Source organism: Herbaspirillum sp. YR522 (assembly GCF_000282575.1).
Classification (GTDB): Bacteria; Pseudomonadota; Gammaproteobacteria; order Burkholderiales; family Burkholderiaceae_D; genus Herbaspirillum.
In genome coordinates, this window is sequence record NZ_AKJA01000017.1 from 16,033 (window position 1) to 34,754 (window position 18,722).

Below are 18,722 nucleotides of genomic sequence, written 5' to 3' on the forward strand. Positions count from 1 at the left end.
CCCACCACTGCATGACGCTCTTTCTCAACGCCCTGGGCATCATCTGCCCGCTTGGCCAGTCCCATGACGCGATCCGCACCCGGCTGTTCGAGGGTGACAGCGGCGTACTGCCCGACGCGATGCGGCCTGGCCTCGACGGCACGCCGCTGGCGCTGGGCGCGATCCCGCTGGAAGACGCCGCGCTACCCAGCGATGCCTTGCTGCCGCTGCCGGACCGCAGTCGCAACAATCGCCTGGCACTGCAGGCGCTGTCCCAGATCCGCGACCAGGTCGACGCCGCCATCGCGCGCTTCGGCGCGCATCGCGTGGGCATCGTGCTGGGCACCAGCACCTCGGGCATCGCCGAGGGCGAGGCCGCATTCCGGTGGCGCCAGCATGGCGACGCCTTTCCCGCGCATTTCCACTACGGCCAGCAGGAGCTGGGCTCGCCGGCGGCCGCGCTGGCCGCGACCCTGGGCGTGATGGGTCCGGCCCACGTGCATTCCAGCGCCTGCTCTTCGAGCGGCAAGGCGATGGCGGCCGCCGCGCGCCTGATCAACATGGGCCTGTGCGATGCGGTCCTGTGCGGCGGTGTCGACAGCCTGTGCGACTTCACCATTGCCGGCTTCACGGCGCTCGAATCGGTCAGCCCAGCACGCTGCAATCCACTGTCACGCAATCGCTGCGGCATCAACATCGGCGAAGGCGCGGCATTGTTCCTGATGAGCCGCGAGCCGGCCATGGTGGCGCTTGCCGGCTGGGGCGAGTCGTCCGATGCGCATCACATCTCGGCCCCCGATCCGAGCGGCGGCGGTGCGCTGCGCGCCATGCGCGGCGCGCTGGCGCGCGCGCACATGGCGCCGGACCAGATCGACTACATCAACCTGCACGGCACGGCCACGCCCCAGAACGACGTCATGGAGTCGAACGCGGTACATGCGCTATTCGGCGCGCAGGTCCCGGTCAGTTCGACCAAGCCCTTCACCGGCCACACCCTGGGCGCGGCCAGCGCCATCGAAGCCGGCCTGTGCTGGCTGGCGATGCAGCAGGCCAACCACCAGGGCCTGCTGCCACCGCACCTGTGGGACGGCGTGCCCGACCCGGCACTGCCGAGGCTCGACATCGTCGAGCGCGGTCGCGCGCTGGGACGCCCGCCGCGTGCGGTACTTTCCAATTCATTCGCCTTCGGCGGCAGCAACGTAGCGCTGCTGCTGACCCGCCAGGACCGCTAGAAATGTCGCAAGCCCCCCCTTCCCTGCCGCCGATTGCCGAATTGCTGCCGCACGCCGCGCCGATGATCCTGCTCGACGGCGTCAGCCACGTCGACGCCGAGTCGCTCCAAGCCCATGTCACCATCGGCGTCCACAGCCTGTTCAATAGCGGCAGTGGCGTGGGCGCCTGGGTGGGCATCGAATACATGGCGCAGGCGATTGCCGCCTGGGCCGGCTACCAGGAACGCCAGCAGGGCCAGCCGGCCAAGCTCGGGTTCCTGCTGGGGGCGCGCCGCTATCGGTGCAGCGTGCCCGAATTCGCCAACGCCATGCAATTGCGGGTCACGGCCCGCCTGCTGCTGCAGGCCGACAACGGCCTGGGCTCGTTCGACTGCGCCATCATCGATGCGCAGACACAACAAGAACTGGCGCAAGCCACCGTGTCGGTGTTCCAGCCGCACGACGCCAAACAATATCTTGAAGAAAGCACGGCATGACAACACCCGCCCAACACACCGTACTGGTGACCGGCTCGAGCCGGGGCATCGGCCGCGCCATCGCGCTGCGCCTGGCGCGCGACGGTTATCACATCGCAGTGCACTGCCACCAGGGGCGCGCCGCGGCCGACCAGGTGGCGCGCGAGATCGAAGCGCTGGGCCGCCAGGCACGCGTGCTGCAATTCGACATCGGTGATCGCGCGCTCGCAGCGCAGGTCCTGCTGGAAGACGTCGAACGGCATGGCACCTATTACGGCGTCGTATGCAATGCCGGCATCTCGCGCGACAATGCCTTTCCGGCGATGCCGGCCGAGGATTGGGACAGCGTGCTGCGCACCAATCTCGACGGTTTCTACAATGTGCTCAACCCGCTGGTCATGCCGATGGTGCGGCGCCGTGCGCCAGGCCGCATCGTGACCATGGCATCGGTGTCGGGCCTGATCGGCAATCGCGGCCAAGTCAACTACAGCGCCGCCAAGGCCGGCATCATCGGCGCCACCAAGGCGCTGGCGCTGGAACTGGCCAAGCGCGACATCACCGTCAACTGCGTCGCCCCCGGCCTGATCGACACCGACATGGCCCAGGACGCGCCGCTCGACGACATCGTCAAGATGATCCCGGCGCGGCGCCCCGGCAGGCCCGAGGAAGTCGCCGCCGCCGTCGCCTTCCTGATGCATCCCGATGCCGCCTACGTCACGCGGCAGGTGATCTCGGTCAACGGAGGCCTGGCATGAGCGCGGGCACCCATGCACGACGCGTCGTGGTCACCGGCATGGCCGGCATCAGCCCGATCGGCAACGACTGGGCCAGCGCGCTGGCGCACCTGAAGACGTTCTCCAATGCCGTGCGGGTGATGCCGGGATGGGATGAATACAGCGGCCTGCATACGCGCCTGGGCGCACCGGCGGCCGAGTTTGCGCTGTCGGACAGGTACAACCGCAAGACCACCCGCAGCATGGGACGCGTGGCTCTGATGGCCACCCGCGCCAGCGAATGGGCACTGGACGATGCCGGCCTGCTGGAGCATCCCTTGCTGGCCAGCGGCAAGCTGGGGATCGCCTATGGCTCGTCGGCCGGCACCCCCAATGCGATTGCCGATTTCGCCATGATGTTCGCCGAGAAGAGCACCCGCAACATCAATGCCAATACCTACCTGAAGATGATGGCGCATACCGCGCCGGTCAACATGGGCGTGTTCTTCGGCATCACCGGCCGCATCATCACCACCTCCAGTGCCTGCACCTCGGGCAGCCAGGGCATCGGCTACGCCTTCGAGGCGATCCGCGGCGCCCGCCAGTTGGCGATGGTGGCCGGCGGCTCGGAAGAACTGTGCGCCACCGAGGCGGCCGTCTTCGACACCCTGTACGCCACCAGCGTGCGCAACGACATGCCGGACCGGACGCCCAGCCCGTTCGACCGCCAGCGCGACGGCCTGGTGCTGGGCGAAGGCGCCGGCAGCCTGATCCTGGAAGAACTCGAGCATGCGCAGGCGCGCGGCGCCCGCATCTACGCCGAGGTGGTCGGCTTCGGCACCAACAGCGATGGCAGCCACGTGACCAACCCCAACGCGGCCACCATGCAGATCGCCATCGAGATGGCACTGGCCGATGCCGGCTTGCCGGCCACCGCCATCGGCTACATCAACGCGCACGGCACCGGCACCCGCCAGGGCGACGTGGCCGAATCGAACGCCACGGCCAATGTATTCGGCCAGCGCGTGCCGATCAGTTCACTCAAGAGTTACATGGGCCATACGCTGGGCGCCTGCGGTGCGCTCGAGGCCTGGCTGACCATTGAGATGATGCGCCATGGCTGGTTCGCCCCGACCATCAACCTGAGCCAGCCGGACCCCGAATGCGCCGAACTGGATTACCTCACCGGCAGCGGCCGTGAGATCGATTGCGAATACGTGATGTCGAACAATTTCGCCTTTGGCGGTATCAATACGTCGCTGATCTTCAAGCGCTGGCCCTGAACCGGCGCCCGGCACAACCCATTCATCGATAACGAGGAGCCCTCCATGAAAGCGCTGTCCCTCTCGCTGGTCACCGTCGTCCTGTGCGTCGCCCAGGTCTCGGCCCATGCCCGTGACACCCAGCACCTGCTGCCGATCGCCGATGCGATCCAGATGAAGGACAGGGACGGCGTCCTGGACGGCTCGGTCAAGTTCTACTTTGCCGGCCAGAAGCATCCGGTAGTGCTGCAGAAACTAGGCACCGATATCTCCAACCAGAAGACCAACGCATTCGGCAAGTCCGATGAGCAAGCCTGCAAATGGGTGTTCCTGTCGACGCTGGTGCAGTTCCAGAAGAAGGCCCAGCAACTGGGCGGCAATGCAGTGGTGAACCTGGTGAGCTACTACAAGAAGAACGAACTGGCCGACAGCGAGAAATTCGAATGCCATGCCGGCGCGGTGATGGCGGGCGTGGCGCTCAAGGGCGACATCGTCAAGATCGGCGACAAATAAGCGACCGGCAGGCATCACGGCACGCGACGATGGCCACCGCATGGCTCTTGCTGCTGGAGGCCACCGAGCTCGTGGCCGGCGCCGACGATACGCTGCTGCGGTCGCTGGCACAGCACCTGGGCGCGGCCGAACAGGCGCGCCTGTCCGGCATTGTGCGACCAAGGCGGCGGCGCGAGTTCATCCTGGGGCGGCTGCTGTTGCGCCATGGCGTGGCGCGTGTGAGCACCTGTGCCGTGGAGCGGATCGAGGTGAGCGAACGCGCCGGCGCCGGGCCGCAGGTCACCGTACCGGCAAGCCACGGCGAGCCGATACAGGCCAGCCTGTCACACGGCGGCGGCTGGATAGCCTGCGCGATCGGGGTCGGCTTCGCGCTGGGTATCGATATCGAGGCCGACGACGCCGGGCGCGACCTGCGGGCGCTGGCGCAAACAGCCCTGAGCGAGCAAGAGCGCCGCTGGGTCGATGCGCAGGGCGAATGCGCCAACGCGTTCTACCAGCTCTGGTGCGGCAAGGAGTCGTTCTACAAATATCGTTGCAATGCCGGGTTGCAGGCCGAGGCGCGATTGCCGCCATTGCGGTGCGACGATGCGGGCGCGCCACCATCGGCGGCGGGAGCTGCCCTGATCCTGGATGACAGCACGCCAGGCCTGCACCTGGCGATGTGCTGCCCGGTCGATACGGAGCTGATCACAGAAAAAATACGAATGGAAGACCTGATGAAAAGGTTCACGCAGAGCAATAAATCATCTAGGATTCGCGTACGCTGATGACCAAGCCGCGCCTTGCCTGTTGTTCTGGCGCCCGGGCTTGCCATCATGCCAACCAAAATATCTTGTTCGGGGGAATCATGTCACATTCAAACAAATGGCTGCTTGCAGCCTCGGCGGTGCTGCTGGTCAGCGCCTGCGCCACGCCGGAAGAGCGCATGGCCAAGCTGCAGATCAAGCAGCAGCAGCTGGAACTGCGCGCGCAACAGATCAACGAGCGGCGCGCCGCGCGCATGAACGACACCTCTGGCACCGGTGCCGTCGGTGACGGGTCGGCGCAAGCCGTGACAGACCTCGACACGCCGCTGGGCAACGTGATCAAGGCGCTGGCCAGTTGCGACGCCAGCCTGCCGGCCACGCTCAAGCAGTTCGTCACCCAGCTCGCGCCCCAGGTACCGGTGGTCGCCAAGGCCAACGGCGCGTCCCTGGGCGTAGCCGACCGCGCTATCCCGGGTCGTTCCAGCGTACCGGTGGCCGGGCAGGCGCAGGTAATGGGCGTGCCGGTTTCGGGCTTTTTCGACGAGGCCACGATCATCGGCGGCCAACCTGAAAAGATCTCCTGGGGCTTTTATTCTCCGGCATCAGTGGCGACCGTGTCGTCGGTGCTGGGGGCACGCATTGCCGGCTACAAGCAGGTGCGCCAGGATGTCGGCGGCGCGATGCTCCGTATGGACATCTACGATGGCCGCAACTGGCGTCGCACCACCCGCTTCGACTACTTCCGCAACCAGTCCAAGCTCGCCGGCGAACGCGTGTTTGCCATCGACGTCTCGCGTGACCCGGCGTTTCCCGGCACGCGCGTGAGCTGCTCGGTGCGCGGCACGCAGTTGAAAGAGCTGTTGCCGGTGTTGCGTCCCGACCTGGGCTGAGCCCGGATCGCCGGGGCCGGGCACGCGGGGGCGTGACCGGCCGCGGTTGGGTCGTTCCATTCCTTTCCGTTCTTTTCCATCATGCCGGGTCGCTTGCGCCCGGCGCTTGCATCGTTGCACAAGAGGGTTCTCATGAATAAAGCCATCATCGCCATGACCGTGGCCACCACCCTGCTGGCCGGCTGCGCCGCCCAGGAGCAATCGCGCGCCCTGCCGGTAGCGCAGGTCAATACCGCCAACCAGCCTTACCAGGGCGCGCGCAGCCCGCTCTCGGTGGGCAAGTTCGACAACCGGTCGAGCTACATGCGCGGCCTGTTCTCTGACGGCAACGATCGCCTGGGCAGCCAGGCCAAGACGGTGCTCATCACGCACCTGCAGCAGAGCCAGCGCTTTTCGGTCATGGACCGCGACAACATGACCGAGATCGCACAGGAAGCCAAGCTGAACCGCCAGGCCCAGGACCTCAAGGGCGCCGCCTTCGTGGTCACCGGCGATGTGTCCGAATTCGGCCGCAAGGAAGTGGGCGACCGTCAGCTGTTCGGCATCCTGGGCCGCGGCAAGTCGCAGATCGCCTATGCCAAGGTCAACCTGAACATCGTCAACGTCAGCACTTCCCAGGTCGTGTATTCGACCCAGGGCGCGGGCGAGTACAGCCTCGACAACCGCGAGGTCATCGGCTTCGGCAGCACCGCCAGCTACGATTCCACGCTCAACGGCAAGGTGCTCGACCTGGCCATCCGCGAGGCGGTCAACAACCTGGTCAGCGCCATCGACAGCGGCGCCTGGAAGCCGCAATAACATTCACGAAGTCATGGGGGATTCATGAACAGATTCATCAGTGCCGGCTTGCTGGCAGGGGTGGTGCTGGCCGCCTGCGGCTGCGCCCAGAAACGGGTGCCGCCGATCTACGGCTGGGACAACTACCAGGAGCAGGTCTACACCTATCTGAAGGACGACGGTGCCAGCCCGGAGCAGCAGATCTCGACGCTGGAAAAAGGCCTGCAGCGCATGCAGGCACGCGGGGCCAACGCGCCACCGGGTTACCACGCCCACTTGGGCATGCTGTACGCCTCGGTCGGACAGGATGACCAGATGATGCGCGAACTGGAAGCCGAGAAACGCTTGTTTCCAGAATCGCAGCCCTATATGGATTTCCTGCTGCGCAAATACCAGAACCCGACCGCACAGGTGACCAAATGATGCGTACATTCAAGCTGCTCGCCTTGCTGCTGGCGACGGCCATGCTGGCCACCGGTTGCGCCACCCAGCGCACGCCCTACGACTATGCCGAGTTCAAGCAGGCACGCCCTGCTTCGATCCTGGTACTGCCGCCCCTGAACAGCTCGCCCGAGGTGGGCGCCACCAGCGGCATGTTGTCGCAGCTCACCTACCCGCTGGCCGAATCCGGTTATTACGTGATCCCGGTGGCGCTGGCAGCCGAGACCTTCAAGCAGAACGGGCTGGCCAGCGCCGGCGACATCCACAATGTACCGCCGGCCAGGCTGCGCGAGATCTTCGGTGCCGACGCCGCGCTGTATGTGGAAGTCAAGGCCTACGGCACGTCGTACCAGGTCATCAGCAGCAATACGGTGGTGACGGCCGAGGCTAAGCTGCTCGACCTGCGCTCGGCAAAGGTGCTGTGGCAAGGCACGGCCACCGCCTCCAGCGCCGAAAACCAGCAGCAAGGCAATGGACTCATCGGCATGCTGGTGTCGGCAGTGATCAACCAGATCTCCGACACGCTCAGCGACGCCAGCTTCAAGATCGCCGGCATGACCAGCCAACGGCTGCTGATGGCAGGGCGTGCCAACGGCATGCTGTATGGCCCGCGTTCGCCGCAATACCAGAAAGACTGACGCGGGGCGGGCGACAATTGCGTATCATCACGCCATACGCCCTTGTCGCCCTCACCGCGAGTCCCGCATGAAACCGCTGTCGCCCGTCCTGTTGACCTTGCTTGCCCTGGTGGGCTGCGCCACCCAGGAATACCGCAATGCCGAGTCCTATTGCCGGGCGCCGGCGTACCGGCAATATCCGGTGGTGTACCAGCAGCGCTGGGAAAGCCGCGTGCGGCCGGTAGAGGTGTCTACCGGCCGCACGCGCTGCGTCAACCGCGACATCGGCAATGGTCGTACCGAAAGCATCTGCGAACCGTTGCGCGAGATACGCTACATCGACACACCGGTGCTGGTGACCGTCGATCTCAATGAAATCGCACGCGACACCGTCATCTCCGCCTGCGCCCAGGACACCTGCATGCGCCAGTTCGGCAATGTCGATTGCAAGACCGGGCGCTAGCCGGGTCGCTGCCGCGACGCCGGCTCAGTCGGCCAACTGGTATTTCTTGATCTTGTCGTAGAGCGTCTTCCTGGGGATTCCCAGGCGCTGGGCTGCCAGCGCCACGCTGCCGTCGCATTCGCGCAGCGCAAAGGCAATCATGCCGGCTTCGAATTCGTCGACCTGCTGCGGCAACGAGATGGAATCGCCAGGCGGCGATGCGACCGTCGTCTCGGCCACCCCCAATACCCACCGATCGGCAAAATTGCGCAGTTCGCGCACATTGCCCGGCCACTCGCGCCGCTGCCACTGCTGCATCTGGGCCGCACTCCAGGCCGGCGCCGGGCGCCGATAGCGTACCGCTGCGGCCTGGCAGAAATGGGCCAGCAGCAAGGGAATATCGTCGCGCCGCTGGGCCAGCGTGGGCAAGTCGATACTGACCACGCCGATACGGTAATACAGGTCTTCGCGAAATTCACCGCGGGCACTGAGCTGCAACAGGTCGGACTTGCTGGCGGCGATGACCCGGCAGTCGATCGGGATCGACTCGTTGCCGCCCAGGCGCTCCAGCCGCCGTTCCTGCAGCACCCGCAGCAGCTTGACCTGCAAGGCCAGCGGCATGCTTTCGATCTCGTCCAGGAACAGGGTGCCGCCATTGGCGTATTCGAGCTTGCCGATGCGGCGCTTCTGGGCACCGGTGAAGGCACCGGCCTCGTGGCCGAATATCTCGCTGTCGAATACCGATTCGGGCAAGGCGCCGCAGTTGAGCGCGACGAACGCGCCGCGCCGGCCGCTGGCGGCGTGCAACTGGCGCGCCACCACTTCCTTGCCGCTGCCGGTCTGGCCATTGATCAGTACGTCCACCTCGGCCGTCCCCAGGCCCTGGATCAATTCGCGCACCCGCTCCATGGCGGGCGACTGGCCAATCAACGGTGGCAGTTCGGGGTGGCTGGCCCAGGCCTCGCGCAGGCGCCGGTTTTCCATCACCAGCCTGCGCTTTTCGCTGGCGCGTTCGGCCACTTCCAGCAGGCGGTCGCTGGCAAACGGCTTTTCGATGAAATCGTAGGCGCCGCCGCGCATGGCGTCGACTGCCATGCCGACGTCGCCATGCCCGGTGACCACGATCATCGGCAGGTCGGCGTCGATGGCCACGGCGGCGGCCAGCAGTTCCAGCCCGGACATGCCGGGCAGGCGCACATCGCTGACCACGATGCCGTCGAAGTCACGGCCCAACAGCGCCAGCGCCGGCTCGGCGCGCTCGCAGGCGGTGACCTCGAAGCCGCCCAGTTCGAGTGCCTGTGCGGTGGCGCGACGCACCGACTGCTCGTCCTCGACCAGGATCGCGCGCTTGATGTTCTTGGTATCTTGGTTCATGGGCCTGGAGCTTGCAGCAAAGGCAGGCGCAGCACGAATTCGGCGCCGCCCTGCTCATGGTTGTGGGCACTGAGCTGCCCGTTCATGGCCTGGACTATCGATGACGAGATCGCCAGTCCCAGGCCCAGGCCGCGACTGCCGGCCTTGGTCGTGAAAAACGGCTCGAACAGGTGCGGCGCGACCTCGTCGGAGATGCCACCGCCCGAATCGCGGATGCGCAATACGGCCTGCCCGTGCTCGATATCGAGCAGCACCCGCACCTGCTTGACGGGGGCTTCCTCGACCGCATCCAGCGCATTGCGCAACAGGTTCACCAGCACCTGCTCGATACGTACGGCGTCGCCCAGGATATGGGCGCAATGACGGACTTCGCGCGTTACCGTCGCGCCCTGCTGTTCGATGTCGCGAGCCAGCAGCAGTACGGCCGCCTCGATCGCATGGGGCAACTCCACCTGCGCCACCTGGCCGCCGCTCTTGCGGGCGAAGCCCTTCAACTGGCCGATGATCTTGCCCATGTTGGCGCTGGCGCTGCTGATATGTTCCAGGTTCTCGGCCACCTGCTCGGTCTGCCCGCGCGCCAGGAACTTCACCGAGTTGTCGGCGAAGGCCCGGATCGCGGCCAGCGGCTGGTTCAGCTCGTGGGTCACGCCGGCGGCCATCTGGCCCAGCATGGCCAGCTTGCCGGCCTGCACCAGTTCGTTCTGGGTGGTGCGCAGCAGGGATTCGGTCTGTTGCAGTTTTTCGAACCTGGCGGCGATGGCCTGGTTGGCCGCCGTCAACTCCTGGGTCCGCAGCGCGATCTTCTGGTCCAGTTCGAGCGCGGCGCGCTGCAAGGCTGCGCGCGACTGCCGGCGCTCCTGCATGCGACTGCGATGCTGGTACCAGGCCAACAGCGAGATGCCCAGTGCCAGCATGCACAAGGCAGCGGCCAGCGTGGCCAACGTGGCCGAGCGCATCATGCGCGCCTGCGACGGGAACAGGCGCAACTGCCAACCCAGTTGCGTCACCGGACGCGCCACATGCGGGCCGAATCCTTCGCGCAGGGTGGCCGGCAACGCCGCCACCGGCGTGATGGGCAGGTCGGCGTATTGGTGCGTGCCCTCGAGCTCGCGCTGCTGGGTGCCCGATAGCTGGTCCAGGCTGTGATACTTCCACTGCTGGCGGTTGCTCAGGAACACCACGCCACCGCCATCGGTGAGGGCGATCGGCGCTTCGCTGCTGCGCCAGGTGTGTTCGAACTCGGCCAGGTCGACCTTGACCACCACCACGCCAATGGGCGGCGCCGACGGCGTCGAGGGCGCCTGGTCGGGACGGCGGTAGATCGGCTGGGCAATGAAGTAGCCCGGTTCGCTGGAGATGTTGCCGATACCGTAGAAACGTCCGGCACGGCCCTGGATGGCCTCGCGAAAATAAGGGCGAAAACCGAAGTCACGGCCGACGAAACTGAATTCCTCGTCCCAGTTGCTCGACGCCAGGGTCATGCCACCGGCGTCGAGCATGAAGATATGTACCGCGCGCGACTGCTGCTGGATGATCTTGAAGGCGCGGTTCAGGCGGTCCACCGCAGCCGCATCGCCCGGATCGGCCAGCACCTGCCGTACGTCGGCCTGGAATCCCAGCGCGAACGGCAGGGTCTCGTACTTCTGCAGGATCGATTCGAGATCCAGGGCCACGATCTGCAGCTGCGCCGCGCCCTGGCCTTGCTGGTCGGCCAGCGCGCGTCGCAGCGCCAGTTGATAGGTCGCGCCGCACACCAGCAGGCTGGCCGCCAGGAACGCCGTCAACAGCAGGTTTCGTCGGGATTGCATAGGGTGCGCCCTGGGCCGCCAATGGAAAACGGCGCCCAGCAGGCGCCGCATGAAAGACAAGATGATAGCGCGCATTGGCTGCGCGCTGGCATCATGCGGGCTTGCCCGCGCTCTCGTCGACCAGCACATCATCCTTCAGATGGCCATCGCGTTGCGGATCGGGCATGCGCAGGGTGACGATCAGGGCCACCAGGCACATTGCGGTCACATACCAGTAGAACGCCGACTCGATGCCGGCCGACTTCAGCGACAGCGCCACGAACTCTGCCGAGCCGCCGAAGATCGCATTGCCCACCGCATACGACAGGCCCACGCCCAGGGCACGCACCTCGGCCGGGAACATCTCGGCCTTGATCAGGCCGCCGATGGAGGTATAGAAACTGACGATGGTCAGCGCCAGGATCGCCAGCCCGAACGCCGCATAGGGGCTCGTGACATCCTTGAGCAGGTGCAGGATCGGGAAGGTGCACAGCATGCCCAGGAAGGCAAAGCACAGCATGGAGTTACGCCGGCCGATCTTGTCGGAGATGGCGCCGAAGATCGGTTGCAGGATCATGTAGACCAGCAGGGCGCCGGTCATCACGCCGTTGGCCAGCTTGGGGTCCATGCCGGCCGTGTTGACCAGGTATTTCTGCATGTAGGTGGTGAAGGTATAGAACATCAACGAACCGCCGGCGGTGAAACCGACCACGTTGATGAAGGCGCGCTTGTGCTTGAGCAGCCCCTTCAAGGTGCCGGCGTCGCGGCTCTTGCGCACCGCCGACGAGGCCGTCTCGGCCAGCGAGCTGCGCAGGTACATCGCCACCAAGGCGCCGGCCGCACCGAGCGCGAACGGCACGCGCCAGCCCCATTCCATCAGCTCTTCCCGCGACAGCCATTGCTGCATGCCGAACAGCACCACCACCGCCAGCAACTGGCCGCCGATCAGCGTCACATACTGGAACGATGCAAAGAAGCCGCGTCGGCCATTGGGTGCGATCTCACTCATGTAGGTTGCCGAGGTACCGTATTCGCCGCCCACCGACAGGCCCTGGACCAGGCGTGCCAGCAACAGCAGTGCCGGCGCCCAGGCGCCGATCATGGCGTAGGTCGGCATCAATGCCAGCGCCAGCGAGCCACCGCACATCATCAGCACCGAGATCAGCATCGATGTCTTGCGACCGTGCTTGTCGGCGATGCGTCCGAACAGCCAGCCGCCGATGGGACGCATCAGGAAGCCGGCGGCGAAGACGCCGGCGGTATTGAGCAACTGGGTGGTGGGGTCGCCCTTGGGGAAGAACGCCGGTGCGAAATAGATCGCACAGAAGGAATAGACGTAGAAGTCGAACCATTCGACCAGGTTGCCGGACGAGGCGCCAAGGATGGCGAAGATGCGCTTGCGGTACTCAGCCGGGCTGAGTCTGCTGGTGGTGGTACTCATGATATCTCCTGGTTTGGCGCTGCGCGCCTTGGTGTTGGAAGCGATGTTTGCAGGGCTTATTGCAGGCTTTGTGCCAGCCCCGGGCACCTCCGTCACGACAGGCAAGTCTTTGATTTTTATGTGATTTTTGCGCCGCATAATTGCGGCGTCGCAGCAACTGTGCGGATATCCGCCACGATGTCGCCTGGGCTTGCGCGGATTTCCATCCAGCGCCTCGCGGCCCGAAAATGAAAACGGCGCATGCCTTGCAGCATGCGCCGTTGCAACCTGACCTTCCAGGGAGGACTCAGGCGATCAACGCTCCGACAATGCGTCCATGACGCACAAGGCGGTCATGTTGATGATGCGACGTACCGTCGCCGATGGCGTCAGGATATGTACCGGCTTGGCGCAACCCAGCAGGATCGGGCCGATCGCCACGCCATTGCCCGATGCGGTCTTGAGCAGGTTGTAGGCGATGTTGGCGGCGTCGATGTTGGGCATCACCAGCAGGTTGGCATCGCCCTTCAATGGCGAATCCGGGATCGCGGCATTGAGCAGCTTGCTGTCGAGCGCGGTGTCGCCGTGCATCTCGCCGTCCACTTCCAGGTCGGGCGCGACGTCGCGAATGATCGCCAGCGCTTCGCGCATCTTGATGGCCGAGGCGCTGTTGCTGGTACCGAAGTTCGAATGCGACAGCAGCGCGGCACGCGGTTGCAGGCCCAGGCGACGCATTTCTTCAGCGGCCAGGATGGTGATCTCGGCCAGTTCCTGCGCAGTCGGGTTTTCGTTGACGTGCGTGTCTACCAGCACCAGTTGGCGGTTCGGCAGGATCACGATGTTCATCGCCGCATAGACATTCACGCCCGCACGCTTGCCCAGCACCTGGTCGATGTAGTGCAGGTGCAGCTGGGTGGTGCCGTAGGTGCCGCAGATCATGCCGTCGGCGTCGCCCTTGTGGATCGCCATCGAGCCGATCAGGGTATGGCGGCGACGCATTTCCAGCTTGGCGTACTGCTCGGTGACGCCCTTGCGGCGCGACAGCTCCAGGAAGCTCTGCCAGTAGTCGCGATAGCGGTTGTCGAAGTTCGGGTTGATCACCTCGAAGTCGGTGCCGGCGCGCAGGCGCAGGCCGAACTTCTTGATGCGTTGTTCCAGCACTTCCGGACGGCCTACCAGGATCGGCTTGGCCAACTTCTCGTCGACGATCACCTGCACCGCGCGCAGCACGCGCTCTTCTTCGCCTTCGGCGTAGACGATGCGCTTCTGGGCTTCGGCGGCCTTCTTGGCGACCTGGAAGATCGGGCGCATCACGGTGCCGCTGTGATAGACGAACTGCTCCAGCTTCTCGATGTAGGCGCCCATGTCCTGGATCGGACGGGCAGCCACGCCCGAGGTCTCGGCGGCACGGGCGACGGCCGGCGCGATCTTGATCATCAGGCGCGGATCGAACGGCTTGGGAATGATGTACTCGGGGCCGAACGACAGGTTGGTCACGCCGTAGGTGGCGGCGACGATGTCGGACTGCTCGGCCTGGGCCAGCTCGGCGATGGCGTGCACGGTCGCGATTTCCATCTCGCGGGTAATGGTGGTGGCGCCCGAGTCGAGCGCGCCGCGGAAGATGTACGGGAAGCACAGCACGTTGTTGACCTGGTTCGGATAGTCCGAACGGCCGGTGGCGATGATGGCGTCGTCACGCACGGCCATCACGTCTTCCGGCAGGATTTCAGGGGTCGGGTTGGCCAGCGCCAGCACCAGCGGACGCGGCGCCATCTGCTTGACCATGTCCTGCTTGAGCACGCCGGCGGCCGACAGGCCCAGGAAGATGTCGGCGTCGGGGATGACGTCGGCCAGGGTACGGGCGTCGGTTTCACGCGCGAAACGCTCCTTGTCCGGATCCATCAGCTCCTGGCGGCCCTTGTAGACCACGCCGGCCAGGTCGGTGACGTAGATGTTCTCGATCGGGAAGCCGAGGTCGACGATCAGGTCCAGGCAGGCCAGCGCGGCCGCACCGGCACCCGAGACCACCAGCTTGACGTCCTTGATGTTCTTGCCCACGACCTTGAGGCCATTGAGGATGGCCGCGCCGACGATGATAGCGGTGCCATGCTGGTCATCGTGGAAGACCGGGATCTTCATCTTCTCGCGCAGCTTGCGCTCGATGTAGAAGCACTCGGGCGCCTTGATGTCTTCCAGGTTGATGCCGCCGAAGGTGGGTTCCAGCGCGGCGATGACGTCGATCAGCTTGTCCGGGTCGTTCTCGTTGATCTCGATGTCGAACACGTCGATGCCGGCGAACTTCTTGAACAGCACGCCCTTGCCTTCCATCACCGGCTTGGAGGCCAGCGCACCGATGTTGCCCAGGCCCAGCACGGCAGTGCCGTTGGTGATCACGGCCACCAGGTTGCCGCGGGCGGTGTACTTGAACGCATTGAGCGGATCGGCGACGATTTCTTCGCAAGCCGCGGCCACGCCGGGAGAGTAAGCCAGGGAGAGATCGCGCTGGTTGGTCAGCAGCTTGGTGGGCGTGACACTGATCTTGCCCGGCGTTGGAAACTCATGGTAGTCCAGCGCTGCCTGACGAAGTTGCTGACGCACTTCTTCTTTCTTACTGATCATCGAATCCATAACTCTGTATTCTCTCTATTGACTTGCGAAGACCGGTGATTCTAGCAGAGGTCGCCCCCCAATCATAGGCCGCCGGCCTCATGCTGCTGCGCGCAAAGCCAGTACGGCACAGGCTTTGCGCGCCACCAGCGACGGTGCGTGATGTCCGCGAACATGCCCTTTGACGGTGCAATTGACGGCTGTTCGTGGCGCGATGCAAGCACGTTCGCGCAAGCCAGGCAGGCGCGGCGTCCCACCGCATGGGGCTATCGGCGCGCCGCGCCATGGATACCCCCTAGGCCGCACTCGCCCTTGCGGCGCGCCCTTTCAGTGCATATTGCGGTGCACCATGCCACGACGAATAAGTCATGACATTTAGAAAAGTTCTCCTCGATGCCTCGCCATCCGGCGATATTGTGCGCCAGATGCGATGACGGATTGGTTACAATCGGCTCATGCTCTCCGAATTCGAACTCATCGCGCGTTATTTTCAACGCCCGCCTGCGCCTGACAGTCGCACCGCGCTGGGTGTGGGCGACGATTGCGCACTGATGACGCCGGCGCCGGGCATGCAATTGGCCATTTCCAGCGACATGCTGGTAGCCGGCCGCCATTTCTTTGCCGATGCCGATCCCCAGGCGCTGGGCCACAAGTGCCTGGCGGTGAACCTGTCGGACCTGGCGGCGATGGGTGCCCAGCCGATTGCCTTCACGCTGGCGCTGGCGCTGCCGCAGGCCGATCCGGCCTGGCTGGCGCCGTTTTCGGCCGGCATGCTGGCGCTGGCCGACCGCCACGGTTGCGAACTCATCGGTGGCGACACCACGCGCGGGCCGCTGACGATCTCCATCACCATCCTTGGCGAAGTGCCACCCCAGCAATCGCTGCGCCGCGATGCCGCGCGCGCAGGCGACGATATCTGGGTCTCCGGTTCGCTGGGTGACGCCCGCCTGGCGCTGGCTGCCTATCGCAACGAAATCGTGTTGTCCGACACCGACCTGCTACGGGCGGCGCCACGCATGCACGAGCCGACGCCACGGGTCGAGCTGGGCGTGGCATTGCGTGGCATCGCCCACGCCGCCATCGACATCTCGGACGGCCTGGCCGGCGACCTCGGCCATATCCTGTCCAGCTCGGGCGTGGGCGCCACGCTGGACGTGGACGCCCTGCCACCCGGCAATGTGCTGCAACAGCGCGAGCTCGACCTGCGTCGACGCTTTACCCTGGCCGGCGGCGACGACTACGAACTGTGCTTCACGGCGCCGGTACGCCTGCGCGAGGCGGTGCTCAAGGCCGCGCACGCGGTGGGCGTGGAGGTGGCGCGGGTAGGCAGCATCGAGGCCGTGGCCGGCTTGCGCATCGTCGACGCCGGCGGCCAGGCCCTTACATTTGCACCAGACTCCTTCGACCATTTTCGTTCATGACCCAAGATACTGTTCCAGGCACGATGGCCGAGTTGCGCGCGCCGCGCGGCCGCCGCGCCACTGCGCGCTTCATGCTGGCCCATCCGGCGCACTGGATCGCCCAGGGTTTCGGCAGCGGCCTGTCGCCCATCATGCCAGGCACCGCCGGCACGCTGTTCGGTTGGCTTTGCTACGCGGTGCTCACGGCGCGCTGGCCCCAGGTATTCACCACCACCAACTGGCTGGCCATCGTGGTGGCCGGCTTCGTCATCGGCATCTGGGCCTGCCACCGCACCGGCCGCGCGCTCGGTTCGCCCGACCACGGCAGCATGGTATGGGACGAGATGATCGCCATCTGGCTGGTCCTGCTGATGGTGTCGCCGGCGAACTTGAAGGAGCAGTTCGCCGCCTTCGTCGTGTTCCGCTTCTTCGACATGGTCAAGCCGCCACCGATCGGTTGGTTCGACCGTCGCTTCAAGGGTGGATTCGGGGTCATGTGGGACGACATCCTGGCCGCGTTCTACACCTTGCTGGTATTTGCCTTCTGGCGCGTCTACGGCTGACGGTTCAACAAAGGCCACCAGCGGAGTATGCTTGCAGGTGCATGGTTCCGATCAATGCCGCCGGTCACTTCAGCGTGTCCGCGTGGCCTAACCGAGGATGACATTCATGGATACCACGATCGACTTAGCCGCCCGTGTAGGCCAGGCCCTGAAGACCCGCGGCCTGCTCTTGGCCACCGCCGAATCGTGCACCGGAGGCGGCGTGGCGCACGCCATCACCGAGATCGCAGGCTCGTCCGAATGGTTCGATTGCGGCTTCGTGACCTACTCCAACGCATCCAAGAACGAGCTGCTCGACATTGCCGAGTCGCTCATTGCCCAGCATGGCGCGGTCAGCGAAGAAATCGCCGGGGCCATGGCCGAGGCCGCCGTTGCCAACAGCAGCTCGCATGTGGCCGTGTCCACCACCGGCATCGCCGGACCTGGCGGCGCGGTGCCCGGCAAGCCGGTCGGCACCGTCTGTTTTGGCTGGCGCGTGGCCGACAGGACCTATACCGAGCGCCTGGTGTTTGCGGGCGACCGGCATGCGGTGCGCGAGCAGACCGTGGTGCATGCGCTCAAGGGCTTGCTCAAGTTGCTGTCGGACTAAGATCGCGACCGGCCGGCCGGTCGCCCCCACTGCCGCCCTGGCCGGGGCGGCATCTGCCCCTGCGTGCTAGCGATACCTGTTGATCGCGTCGCGCGTCTCCAGCGCCACCCGGCGGGCTGCGGCGGTATAGTCTTCACCCGCTTCGCACGCCGCGTACAGGATGGCACGCGACGAATTGATCATCATGCCGGTGCCGCCCGCGGTGCGACCGGCCTTGACGGTGGCCTCGACATCGCCACCCTGGGCGCCCACACCCGGCACCAGCAAGGGCATGTCGCCGATGATGGCACGCACCTGGGCCAGTTCCTGCGGGAAGGTGGCCCCGACCACCAGGCCACACTGGCCATTGGTATTCCATTTCTCGGCCACCAGGCGCGCCACGTGCTGGTACAGGGGCCGGCCTTCGACATCGAGGAACTGCAGGTCCGAACCGCCGGCGTTGGACGTACGGCATAGCACGATCACGCCGCGATCCTTGTATTCCAGGTAGGGCGCCACCGAATCCCAGCCCATGTAGGGGCTCACGGTGACGACATCGGCGTTGTAGCGCTCGAAGGCTTCGCGGGCATATTGTTCGGCGGTGGCGCCGATGTCGCCGCGCTTGGCATCGAGCACCAGCGGGATATCGGGATAATGGCGGCGGATATAGGCGCAGATCTGCTCCAGCTGGTCTTCGGCGCCCAGCGCTGCAAAGTAGGCAATCTGGGGCTTGAAGGCGCAGGCGGCGTCAGCGGTGGCGTCGACGATGGCGCGGCAGAACTCAAAGATGGCGTCGGACTTGCCGCGCAACTCCTCGGGAATCTTCTTGACGTCGGGGTCCAGCCCCACGCACAGCAGGGAGTTGCGCGTCTTCCACGCGCCGTTGAGCTTGTCGATGAATGTCACGGTCATGCCTTGATGGTAAAGATCCGATAT

Annotated in this window: 19 protein-coding genes; 14 read left to right on the forward strand and 5 right to left on the reverse strand. The window is 65.4% G+C overall.

Annotated features, from left to right (window positions below):
* Positions 1 to 11 precede the first annotated feature (11 nt).
* The 11 genes from PMI40_RS03375 to PMI40_RS03425 all read left to right on the forward strand — a co-directional run bounded on the left by PMI40_RS03375 (position 12) and on the right by PMI40_RS03425 (position 8,088).
* Positions 12 to 1,211 carry a beta-ketoacyl-[acyl-carrier-protein] synthase family protein gene (locus PMI40_RS03375; protein WP_008112110.1) on the forward strand — a complete coding sequence of 400 codons (1,200 nt, stop codon included), beginning with the start codon at positions 12 to 14 and terminating at the stop codon, positions 1,209 to 1,211.
* A gap of 2 nt (positions 1,212 to 1,213) precedes the next feature.
* A complete protein-coding gene (locus PMI40_RS03380) occupies positions 1,214 to 1,687 on the forward strand; it encodes a hotdog family protein (protein ID WP_008112112.1) in 474 nt (157 codons plus the stop codon).
* On the forward strand, positions 1,684 to 2,421 hold the full coding sequence (gene fabG / locus PMI40_RS03385) for a 3-oxoacyl-ACP reductase FabG (protein ID WP_008112114.1): 738 nt from the start codon (positions 1,684 to 1,686) through the stop codon (positions 2,419 to 2,421). The genes PMI40_RS03380 and fabG overlap by 4 nt, the downstream gene beginning before the upstream one ends.
* On the forward strand, positions 2,418 to 3,662 hold the full coding sequence (locus PMI40_RS03390) for a beta-ketoacyl-ACP synthase (RefSeq protein WP_008112115.1): 1,245 nt from the start codon (positions 2,418 to 2,420) through the stop codon (positions 3,660 to 3,662). The genes fabG and PMI40_RS03390 overlap by 4 nt, the downstream gene beginning before the upstream one ends.
* Positions 3,663 to 3,707: 45 nt before the next feature.
* Positions 3,708 to 4,154: a hypothetical protein gene (locus PMI40_RS03395; RefSeq protein ID WP_008112116.1), complete on the forward strand. Its 447-nt coding sequence runs from the start codon at positions 3,708 to 3,710 to the stop codon at positions 4,152 to 4,154.
* A gap of 29 nt (positions 4,155 to 4,183) precedes the next feature.
* The gene (locus tag PMI40_RS22855; RefSeq protein ID WP_008112118.1) at positions 4,184 to 4,921 is read left to right on the forward strand and encodes a 4'-phosphopantetheinyl transferase superfamily protein; all 738 of its coding nucleotides are present in this window, start codon (positions 4,184 to 4,186) and stop codon (positions 4,919 to 4,921) included.
* 80 nt (positions 4,922 to 5,001) lie between these two features.
* Positions 5,002 to 5,790 carry a hypothetical protein gene (locus tag PMI40_RS03405; RefSeq protein ID WP_008112120.1) on the forward strand — a complete coding sequence of 263 codons (789 nt, stop codon included), beginning with the start codon at positions 5,002 to 5,004 and terminating at the stop codon, positions 5,788 to 5,790.
* Positions 5,791 to 5,922: 132 nt separating this feature from the next.
* A complete protein-coding gene (locus tag PMI40_RS03410) occupies positions 5,923 to 6,588 on the forward strand; it encodes a CsgG/HfaB family protein (RefSeq protein ID WP_008112122.1) in 666 nt (221 codons plus the stop codon).
* A gap of 24 nt (positions 6,589 to 6,612) precedes the next feature.
* Positions 6,613 to 6,990 (forward strand): DUF4810 domain-containing protein, encoded by a 378-nt coding sequence (locus PMI40_RS03415; RefSeq protein ID WP_008112124.1) that lies wholly within the window; start codon positions 6,613 to 6,615, stop codon positions 6,988 to 6,990.
* Positions 6,987 to 7,646, forward strand: coding sequence for a DUF799 domain-containing protein (locus tag PMI40_RS03420; protein ID WP_008112125.1), 660 nt, complete (start codon positions 6,987 to 6,989; stop codon positions 7,644 to 7,646). The genes PMI40_RS03415 and PMI40_RS03420 overlap by 4 nt, the downstream gene beginning before the upstream one ends.
* 67 nt (positions 7,647 to 7,713) lie before the next feature.
* Positions 7,714 to 8,088, forward strand: a complete 375-nt coding sequence (locus PMI40_RS03425; protein ID WP_008112126.1) for a hypothetical protein — start codon at positions 7,714 to 7,716, stop codon at positions 8,086 to 8,088.
* 24 nt (positions 8,089 to 8,112) lie between these two features.
* Here the strand turns inward: PMI40_RS03425 and PMI40_RS03430 are convergent, their stop codons facing one another.
* From PMI40_RS03430 to PMI40_RS03445, 4 genes are all read right to left on the reverse strand, one after another.
* The gene (locus PMI40_RS03430) at positions 8,113 to 9,441 is read right to left on the reverse strand and encodes a sigma-54 dependent transcriptional regulator (protein WP_008112127.1); all 1,329 of its coding nucleotides are present in this window, start codon (positions 9,439 to 9,441) and stop codon (positions 8,113 to 8,115) included.
* Positions 9,438 to 11,249: an ATP-binding protein gene (locus tag PMI40_RS03435; protein ID WP_008112129.1), complete on the reverse strand. Its 1,812-nt coding sequence runs from the start codon at positions 11,247 to 11,249 to the stop codon at positions 9,438 to 9,440. Before PMI40_RS03435 ends, PMI40_RS03430 begins: the two co-directional genes overlap by 4 nt.
* Before the next feature lie 91 nt (positions 11,250 to 11,340).
* On the reverse strand, positions 11,341 to 12,669 hold the full coding sequence (locus PMI40_RS03440; RefSeq protein WP_008112131.1) for an MFS family transporter: 1,329 nt from the start codon (positions 12,667 to 12,669) through the stop codon (positions 11,341 to 11,343).
* A gap of 294 nt (positions 12,670 to 12,963) precedes the next feature.
* Positions 12,964 to 15,276: an NADP-dependent malic enzyme gene (locus PMI40_RS03445; RefSeq protein WP_040501611.1), complete on the reverse strand. Its 2,313-nt coding sequence runs from the start codon at positions 15,274 to 15,276 to the stop codon at positions 12,964 to 12,966.
* A 434-nt stretch (positions 15,277 to 15,710) separates the two neighbouring features.
* On the opposite strand from PMI40_RS03445, the gene thiL reads away from it, so the two are divergent.
* The 3 genes from thiL (at position 15,711) to PMI40_RS03460 (ending at position 17,807) form a co-directional block, all read left to right on the forward strand.
* On the forward strand, positions 15,711 to 16,676 hold the full coding sequence (gene thiL, locus PMI40_RS03450) for a thiamine-phosphate kinase (protein WP_008112135.1): 966 nt from the start codon (positions 15,711 to 15,713) through the stop codon (positions 16,674 to 16,676).
* Positions 16,673 to 17,218 carry a phosphatidylglycerophosphatase A gene (locus tag PMI40_RS03455; protein WP_040501612.1) on the forward strand — a complete coding sequence of 182 codons (546 nt, stop codon included), beginning with the start codon at positions 16,673 to 16,675 and terminating at the stop codon, positions 17,216 to 17,218. Before thiL ends, PMI40_RS03455 begins: the two co-directional genes overlap by 4 nt.
* 106 nt (positions 17,219 to 17,324) lie before the next feature.
* Positions 17,325 to 17,807, forward strand: a complete 483-nt coding sequence (locus tag PMI40_RS03460) for a CinA family protein (protein ID WP_008112139.1) — start codon at positions 17,325 to 17,327, stop codon at positions 17,805 to 17,807.
* Between the two features lie 66 nt (positions 17,808 to 17,873).
* On the opposite strand, the gene pyrF is transcribed toward PMI40_RS03460, so the two are convergent.
* Positions 17,874 to 18,692, reverse strand: a complete 819-nt coding sequence (pyrF, locus tag PMI40_RS03465; protein ID WP_040501632.1) for an orotidine-5'-phosphate decarboxylase — start codon at positions 18,690 to 18,692, stop codon at positions 17,874 to 17,876.
* Positions 18,693 to 18,722: the final 30 nt, after the last annotated feature.